Source organism: bacterium (genome assembly GCA_021372535.1).
GTDB lineage: Bacteria > Latescibacterota > Latescibacteria > Latescibacterales > Latescibacteraceae > JAFGMP01.
The window spans coordinates 1-8,949 of sequence record JAJFUH010000236.1 but is presented as its reverse complement, the minus strand read 5'-3'; the positions used below and the strand labels follow the sequence as shown (position 1 = coordinate 8,949).

Annotated in this window: 5 protein-coding genes; 2 read left to right on the top strand and 3 right to left on the bottom strand. The window is 48.5% G+C overall.

Annotation, left to right across the window (positions count from 1 at the left end; translation table 11 throughout):
• Window positions 1-547: 547 nt before the first annotated feature.
• The gene (locus tag LLG96_20495) at window positions 548-2,098 is read right to left on the bottom strand and encodes a helix-turn-helix domain-containing protein (GenBank protein ID MCE5252590.1); all 1,551 of its coding nucleotides are present in this window, start codon (window positions 2,096-2,098) and stop codon (window positions 548-550) included.
• Between the two features lie 391 nt (window positions 2,099-2,489).
• Here LLG96_20495 and LLG96_20490 point away from each other — a divergent pair, with 391 nt between their 5' ends.
• Complete coding sequence (locus LLG96_20490) at window positions 2,490-2,705, top strand: zinc ribbon domain-containing protein (GenBank protein MCE5252589.1); 216 nt, start codon at window positions 2,490-2,492, stop codon at window positions 2,703-2,705.
• A 536-nt stretch (window positions 2,706-3,241) separates the two neighbouring features.
• Window positions 3,242-4,702: a DUF362 domain-containing protein gene (locus LLG96_20485; GenBank protein MCE5252588.1), complete on the top strand. Its 1,461-nt coding sequence runs from the start codon at window positions 3,242-3,244 to the stop codon at window positions 4,700-4,702.
• Between the two features lie 37 nt (window positions 4,703-4,739).
• On the opposite strand, the gene LLG96_20480 is transcribed toward LLG96_20485, so the two are convergent.
• Both LLG96_20480 and LLG96_20475 read right to left on the bottom strand, forming a co-directional pair.
• Window positions 4,740-6,728, bottom strand: coding sequence for a hypothetical protein (locus tag LLG96_20480; protein MCE5252587.1), 1,989 nt, complete (start codon window positions 6,726-6,728; stop codon window positions 4,740-4,742).
• Between the two features lie 76 nt (window positions 6,729-6,804).
• Window positions 6,805-8,802, bottom strand: coding sequence for a M56 family metallopeptidase (locus tag LLG96_20475; GenBank protein MCE5252586.1), 1,998 nt, complete (start codon window positions 8,800-8,802; stop codon window positions 6,805-6,807).
• Window positions 8,803-8,949 lie beyond the last annotated feature (147 nt).

The window sequence follows — 8,949 nt, the reverse complement described above, 5'->3', positions numbered from 1 at the left end:
AGATGTTAGCGGGCGCTTCCCCTCTCTTGTGACAAGAGAGGGGGCAGGGGGTGAGTTAGGGTGGAGAAAAGGGGTAACAATCAAATCTAAAACAATCCATATGCCGGTAAATGCCCTGTTTACAGGATATTTCGAACTTTTATAACAATTTTAACCGGACACTATTCAACCGTATTAATAAATCCTCTTTTAGATGTGTTCTTCTTCTCCGTTCCCTCCGTGTCTCCGTATTAAAAATTCTATAACACCCATGCATATCGGGCAGAACAGCCGAAAATAAAAAAAAGACCCGGATTTGAGTCCGGGTCTTCTCGCTCCTCTTTTAAAAAAAGGGGGAAGACCTTTTTTTGAGGATGGTAAGGCAATCAGAGTACAGAACTATGCCGCATAGAACCCTTTATAGAAGTTACATCCTCATCCGCATTGAGAAGCGGCAATGAACGTACCACGATTGCACGTATAATTAACACAAAAATGATAAAAATTACTATCAGACGAAGAACGAATATTTATAAATATTGAGCGAAATTTTATAATTATTGAGAAATCAGCCCTCTTTGCGGGTGCGTAAACGGTATTCTTTGGGCGACATGCGGATTTTCTTTTTAAACATATAGGCAAAATAGGACTGGCTGTTGAATCCCACATCGAAGGCGATTTCGGAGATTTTCCTGCGTGTGTTCGAGAGAAGTTCCTTCGATTTCTCTATTCTGACATTGGTGAGATAATCGGATAAATTGTACCCCGTTTCTTTTTTGAACTGCTTGCCGAAATACGAGGGAGCCAGACCGACATGACCTGCAATATCCTCGCGGGAAAGCGTTTCTTCGCCGTAATGTTCATCGATATATCGCCTGGCTTTTATGACAAACTCGCTTTCGATGACCGGCTCACGGTATTCTTTTTGCCGGTACTTTTTCTTTATCGTGAATACACCGTACCCCGAGACACCGCAAAATGCCGCTGCGACCAGTACGTATATCAGCCATGCGTACGGATGCAGATCGTCCACAAACACCAGGCTTCCCCATTCGCTGGGATTCTGAAGGTTTGCGGCGGTAACCGTCCATCCTCCGCATGTCCAGCTTCCGTTCACGTAATCCTTGTCGTTGTTCCACAACTCAAGACCCATGCTGAATCCCGCCCGGGGTTTGCCGCCGAGGTCATTCCAGGGGATCGCAAGCTCCACTGTGTAATTTTTATCGATATCGCTGTCATCGTTCAATGTTCCGTTTACGGTCACTTTGAGCTCGACATCCGGTTTTATGTTCACCGTGGTCGTGTAGGTATCACTTATATGATATCGCCGTTCCAGAATCATTCCTGCCGCAGAAATGAGAAAGTGACGGACATTTTCGCTGCATATCGGGGAATGATCGTGATCGGGATCCAGGAATATCTCTATCTCATCCTCAAACGTCATTTCCACGGGGTTTTCGCATCCCGGACCGAAATGACTTATGGCGCTTCGTCCCCCGATGATGATGCCGAAATACAGCTTTTCCTTATCCCACAGGGAATAAGCGGTAATGATATTGTCGTTGTTGGTGAATGTGATGCTGTCCTTCTTTTCCCATTCACCGAGATCGCCGTCGATGATTATGTTCCGTTCGGTACGGAACGAAAACAGCATGGAGTCGTTTATCCGTGGGTTCCTGTCCAGCACCACAGCCGGCCCGCTGTTTTCATAGGCGTCCGAGGCTTTGTACGCGACATTTCCGGCTCTGTCATACACCTCGCAGAACAACTGCAAATTCCGTAAATTCTGGTCGGGTATTTCCGAGCAGTTCCACATGTATTCGTATGGTGGATTCGTGACCTCGCCTATCGGGTGCTTCGGAACCATACGGTCGTTACGGTCGATATAACCTGCATAAAAGACCGCTTTCGCTATGCCGCTGCCGTTGTCGCTGTCATGTGCATCGACACTGAGACGTATGGTGTTGGTCGTTATCACCGAAAACGGCTGCGGCGAAGTCCATTTAAATTCGGGGGGAATCGTATCGGGGATCGATGCTGATACAATTCTCGCGGATAATGAGAGAATTATCAGAAAAGGGAATATCTTTTTATTCCGGCAGTGTTTTTTCATAGTCATGTCTGTAAGCACGTACGTTTTGGTGGATTGCATGGTTTTTTTGAGGTGAAATCGGGCGCTGTATGATACCTATTATAGTCTTACGGGTTGTGAATCGGTAGTATTATATTTTAGATAGTGTTTTTTTCTCCGTTTCAGGACGCCGGATCGAAACCGGTCGTGTCGGTTTTTTTCATATGGAAAATCGGCGGATTGTGAAGTGATATGGTCATATGCCGTTTCGAAGCAAAAAAAATTCCGCTTTTCATCCTGGAATAACGACTGCCCCGGAAATATAAGGATTGCCAAATCCACAGGAAGATAAAAATATAAAAAATACCTCTTGACATATAGTTAATTTGCTATTATACTATTATCAACAGCGAAACACTTTTACAGGAGGATATATCTTATGGCGTTGTATGAATACAAATGCGGAGACTGCGGTAAAACTTCGGAATTACTCGTATTCTCGTCCGATGAAACACCGGAATGCACATTCTGCGGCTCGAAAAACCTTGAAAAGCTGATGTCGACTTTTGCTGTTTCGGCTGCGCAGAGTTCTTCTTCGGCTCCGTACCCGACATGTCCTTCGGGGGGATGCTGCGGAGGAAGCTGCGGATTTTAACCGGCAGAGAGTCCGGCTGATTCTTTCGGAACATAACAGGTGCAGGGCTGATAATCAGGTAATTACGGTTTTTACAGCGGGTATGAAAAGGCGGATTGTTCTCCGCCTTTTTTATGTGCGGTAAAAAAACGGTATATTTTATGGTTTTATTGTGCTCTTAACCCGATCTATTCATAAATTTGTTTTTTTCTTACAAAAGATCCCCCCTGCCTTGCGGCATCCCCCCTTTTTAAGGGGGGAGATGGGCTGGCTCCCCCTTTGTTTAATAAGGGGGACACGGCGAAGCCGAGGGGGATCATATGAAAACATGGATAACATTATAGAATTTTGTTATTATTGATATTACATCATAGTTACCGCTACACTTTTCGGCGTTTATGAATAATCCGGGTTAAACGCAACTTGGTATAAAACAATTTGTTTTAAACCGGGAAGAAGTTTATTATTAAGAGTATATCTGTACGGGAATTATTTCCCGAAAGAGGATAGTGATTCAGTTTTTTATGTGCGGTGTTTATTCTGTGAGGAGAAGTTTCATGAAACGACGTGATTTTTTACTGACTGCGACCGGAGCGGCGATGACAGTCGGCATGACCGGCAGAGTTTTCGCCCAGACCGCTGCAAAAAGAGATGTATCGTACGAACCCGACCGTCCCCTTGAAAGCACCGGGCTCACCATCCGGGACGGCGTTAAAATATTGAAGAAAGGCGAGAAAAACAATACCGCCCCCGTGCTCCGTGAGGAAATTCTCGATAATCCGGGCGCCGTGTTCATCATCTATGCGGGCATCAATACCGATCAGGACGCAAAGGGCTCATGGAAGCCATGCCCCGACCAGATGGAAAGGTTCGGAAACCGTGCCGCCGGGCTGGTGTTCCGCAAGGGCGCTGTAAAGGGAGGGCGAACCTTCATCAAGCCGAATCTCGTCGGCGGTCTCGGCAAGGACAGTCCGGTCGAAAACAGCCACGGCGGAATCGTTCATCCCTATTTCATTGTCGGGTTTGTCGATACGCTCCGTGACATGGGCAACTCGAACGTTGCCATCGGCGCACGCGGCGCGCTCCGTCACCCCCAGGTTGTCGAGAGCGGATTCGAAGCTCTTCTCGACAAGCACAACCTGCCCCTCATCGAGGCGCATGTCCAGTATTTCAAGCATTACAAAAAGGACGAGCTCGTATGGCATGAAAACCCCGAAGGTATGGTTCAACGGCGGTTCTGCACCTACAAGCCGGTCTATCTCGACGGCACCACGTTCATCAACATCGCCCACGCCCACACGCACAAGGTGGGGCACACGACGCTCACCCTCAAGAACATCCAGGGAGTCATGCCGCGCGGGTACGGGCACATCTGCGATGCATGGTCGACCCTTGACATCTGGCGCCGCGATCTCATGGGCGATTTCAACGGCGGATTCCGGAGAGCGGTCGAATACTCGTATCTCACCCATGCCGGCATGGGGTACAAGTACTGGGATGACGGCGATTTTTACCGGTCATACAAAGCCGCGGGCGGATACGATGCCTTTCGCGAAGCCCGGCGGAAATACGGGAAAACCTCCGGCGACGACCGTCAGAAAGCGCTCGACAGCCTCATCGATATTGCCGATACCCGCCTGTTCTGGGCTGAAATGTGGGCTCAGCGGATGATGGACATCAACGAGGCGCTCCCCTCGCCGTACGTGAACATGGTCGAAGGTGTGTTCGCCCGGGGAGACGATATCGGGGTCGTCCACGCCGATTTCCTCACGGTCGGTCGGAGCAGCGTTGCGGTCGATGCGGTCACCTCGTGGCTCATGGGGCAGGACCCGCGCGAGCTTCCCTATCTCCGTATCGCCAACGAGCGCGGGCTCGGCCAGAACGATATCGAGAAAATCCCCATCTACATCCTGAGCGAAAAGGGCGTCGAAAAAGTCACCGATTACCGGTCACTCAAGCGGAGCAGTCTCGGGATTTACAACTACGGTCTCAGAGACCTCGGGCCTCGGTATTTTTAGGCTGTTGAAAAGAATGAAACTCACTGGTTACGGACGATTAAAAATTGGCATAGGACGGTTTACGGCTGTTTATTACCCCTTTCTTATAGAGAGGAATAACCTCATTCTTATAACTGTCGGATGCATCGGGTTTTAGACATTTTGCACGGGACAACAGGGTATTCTCAAAACCGTCGAGTATACCGGGGAAACCGTCTTCCAGAAGGTGTCTGCTCAAAGGAAGATAGAAAATGAATCCCGTAAAGACGTCCTGATATGTGTATTTCTCTTTAATCCAGGAACCCGCGGGGTACATATCGAAAGGGTCTTTTCCGAAAGGAGAAGCCCTGAAATCGAACCCGGCCGCGGGATCGTCGACCGCTTTGAAAGCATTGTCCCATTTGCCATCGGCGATCTTGACAAACTGCTCGCTCTCGTCAATGCCCACGGTATTTATCAGCACATTGGCCGTTTTGCCAGGGAAAGCCTCGAAAAGATATTCGCAGGTATTGCCCCGGATTTTACCTTGAGCGTCCCGTATGGGGCCGAAAGCGTGACGGTAATTCATGATGACGAGACATTTCTTTCTTTTCGCATTGCCCGCGTTCAGCTCCCTGACCTTTGCTATAATTCTGTCCGCCATGACTTTATCACGCACCGGAAAAACGTTTACACGAAGCGAATCATATCCTGCCTGTGTCATGGTATCCCAGTCGAGGGGGATGTCGGAGAGATAATGATGGATTCTTGCTGACCGGGGCAGAGACTGATTGAGGGCATAGAGCCGGTTCAGGTAACGGTAAAAATTGGTGTTCGGCCACAGGGGCCACAGACCGAGATTTCTCATGATATGGACCGATCGCTGCCCGATCTCTTTTTCTGACAGGCCGTCGGTATTCATGAAATCATCCAGATACGGCTGGAGATTGACAGAGCCATATTCGGTAAATATGTTTCCGACACGGTCGATGAACCGTTTGTCGCTGACGATACTGAAAATCATGTCCCACTGCGTCGACTCCGGATGCATTCTTTCACACAGAACCACGATATCGTTGGTATCGAACAGGTGCATGACATAGTCAACAGGATCGGAGTGCCCCTGCTTCAGGAAAGCGACATAGGGTTCGAGTGCTTTACCATCCGGTGGAATCTGTCCCCTGGATGCCAGTGTATCCTTTTTTTTCACTATTCCGCTTTGACTTGTGCCCTGTTCAAAATAAAATGCTGGTAAATCATCTTCGCCGAAGCCGAGAGAAGTAATATCGTATTCTTTCCTTAACTTCCATTGGCCGCCATTTTTTACCAGTAAATAAATCGTACTAAAGTCTTTTTCGTTCTCTTTCCCTATGTCCGCAGTAGCCTGATTTTCGGAATATTTAATATTAAGTACTGTGAGTGAAGCCAAGTATTGTCTTATAGATTCGTTTTCCCGAATACGGCGAACGTATTTTAAGTTAACAAACCTGTCATAGGGTATCCGTCCATCCCAGTAGCACTCCCATGCCTTACGGAAATCCATGGCGCTCATGCTTTTTGTATAGGTCAGACACACCTGTTGAATGGCAGCCACCTCCGCTTTCGTCTCCGCATCCAGGCTTGCTATATCTCCGGGCAGATACCCTTTTTGGGGAGTTCGTGAAAAAGGAGACTGAGGATAAAAATCGTTAATCTTCCATGTTCCTCCCTCGGCAATGAACCGGTAATACAGCTTCTTTTTTGCAAGTCTACTCCACATACCACCAAGTTTTGCCGCCAGAACGAAGCCGTTGTCGGTTGAATCGATCGCAACAACCTGCAGGCTGCCGTACACATCCCTTGTTTCTTGATCGCTATAATTTTTGACAAAAGCTTCATAGCTACTCTTGGCCTGCATATTCTTTGAATAACTGTTCCATGCCGTTTTGTAATCTTCCTTGTTCAATGCTTCCTGATATGTCCCGAAAGCATTCTTTACGGATTTTTCGGTATTACTGTCCGGATAAACCGAAAGAATTGGCAGAATAATCAGGAATATAACTGCTGTTAGTGTAAGTTTTTTAAACAATTTATCCCCCCCATGGCTGAATCTTTGACAGAATAATCGGTTATCCTGATACGTACCATTGGTGCCGATTTCCCGGTTATTGTACGGAGCGGTCAATCAAACTGAAAAAACCTGCAATCATCATGCCCGGTAATGCTGATATATCATTTTTCAGCGCCTTGATCTTCCGCTTTACTTGCTTAAGCTCAGTCTCATTACTGGCTTGCGACGCCTGACGGGCTAATTGTACCGGCGCTCCATCTCCCCGCTTTTTCAGCAGTTCCGCAAGCTCCAGAAACTCGTCATCGGCGACCGGAGCTTTAGCGGCGCACTCCGCAATCTCCACAAACGCCATGGTGCAGTACGGCACAGTCACGCCATATTCCGCAATCTTTCCGATGACCTCGACATTCCTGTCCGTTTCGAGGATCAGGTCAATGCACCGTGTCACACTGTAATGTCTGTCGTATTTTTTCAGGAGTTTCTGAATCCGTTCTATCGCCTCACGTTTCTCCGCGGTCTGAGCCTGCTCTTTTTTCGTTTCGATATCCGCCATCGTCATGAACGGTACGGCCGGGGCTGTAACAGATGTTCTCTCCGGTTTCGGCATCATAGCCAGCCTGCTGCCCAGCTTCCGTATGTCGGCACGTACGTGCTCAAGCTTCGACTCGCTGCCGGCCCGTGAAGCCTTTTTAGCAAGATTCACCATTGTCTGCGCTTCACAACCGTATGTCTGTACCAGACCGGCTATCTCCAGAAACTCATCGCTGGCTATCTCCGATTTCGCCGCATATTCCGCTATCCGTATATATACTATGGTTTCCGAACCATTGGTTATGGCGTATTCCGCGAGCTTTTCTATGACCGGGATATTCCTGTCGGCATCGAGAATTAATTCGGAGCATTCTACGGCGGGGATAATATGCCGGTTGTATTTCTGAAAACACACGATGATGTTTTCTATCGCCTCCCGTTTTTCTCCGGTTGATGCCTTGTCCCGCAACGATTCGAGCCTGGAAAGCGTTGATGATCCATCATAGAGTTTTATCGCCCGGCTTGTGACGGGGAAGGAGACAATGCTCACAGCGAGAGCACCCATCAGGATGACGAGCATCATCGTTGCGCTCCGCGACAGTTTAACGATAGTATGGTTCCTCATGGACAGTATGGATTTGATTCGTCTCAGGAATACCCGCCGTGAAAAGACAAAACCTGCGGCGTATTCAAGCCCGAAGGACTTGTTTCTCACCGTTTCGGCAATCGAGGTCAGGGTCCGCGCATACTGCACCGGCTCGCCAAAGTGCTCGACAACGAGTTCGTCGCATGATTCTTCCGCCAGTGTTGTGATTTTCGAAACCGAGAACCAGACAAACGGATTCAGAAACAGCAGTACGCGCGCAATCGCTGTTAAACCAAGCAAAGCGGAATCGTGGCTCTTGATATGTGAAAGCTCGTGGAGAATGATGTGCTGTTTCTCGTCCGCTGATATGCGTGAGAACAGGCCCGACGGGAGTACGATAACCGGGTGAAGCAGGCCGGATGTGAACGGTACGGGAATTTTATCGCTTTCCAGCACTAAAACGGTGCGGGAAATATTCAGATTTCGGGAGCAGCTTTCCACAAGCGCAAGAACCGTGGTGTTCAGAAAGGGTGTTGCGTCAAGAACGACCCTTCTGACTGTTCTCCTTCCCGCAAGGAAGAATCCAGTCATGCCCATCACCGCTATACCGTAAAGGGCGGGAAAGAGAGCCCGCGGAGAAGGATAGTCGGGAGATTGTTCCGGCTTGACACTGTCATGGATTGTTCCGGCAACTACATTTTCAGCCAGGATTGTTTCAGGAGCCTGGACTGATTGAACATCGACTTTATACAGAGGCATGTTGCTTTTAATGGCCAGACGGGACAATGACGGCATGACAAGCATCATGGGGATGGATACGATCCATACCGTGCATTTCACCCGGGCGCTGTGTTTTCGATATCCGAAAAGAACGAGACTCAATCCCGTATAAACAAGCAGGGAATGCCACAGGAATGAAACATACCATACCGAAAATTCCGACCCCAGGCGATCCAGGAAATAAAGCCAGCTCATGATTTTTTCTCCTTTTCCGCATCATCGACGAGTTTTTTCACAATTGCCAGCTCGTCGTTATCGATCGTACTGTCGAGGAGCGCCGCCACCATCGAGGGAACGGATCCTTTAAAAACCATTTCACGTATGTACCCGAGCATGTTTCTC

Excerpts from the sequence above, each read along its gene's own strand:
- LLG96_20495 (MCE5252590.1), bottom strand. The coding sequence starts at position 2,098 with ATGACTATGAAAAAACACTGCCGGAATAAAAAGATATTCCCTTTTCTG.
- LLG96_20490 (MCE5252589.1), top strand. The coding sequence starts at position 2,490 with ATGGCGTTGTATGAATACAAATGCGGAGACTGCGGTAAAACTTCGGAA.
- LLG96_20485 (MCE5252588.1), top strand. The coding sequence starts at position 3,242 with ATGAAACGACGTGATTTTTTACTGACTGCGACCGGAGCGGCGATGACA.
- LLG96_20475 (MCE5252586.1), bottom strand. The coding sequence starts at position 8,802 with ATGAGCTGGCTTTATTTCCTGGATCGCCTGGGGTCGGAATTTTCGGTA.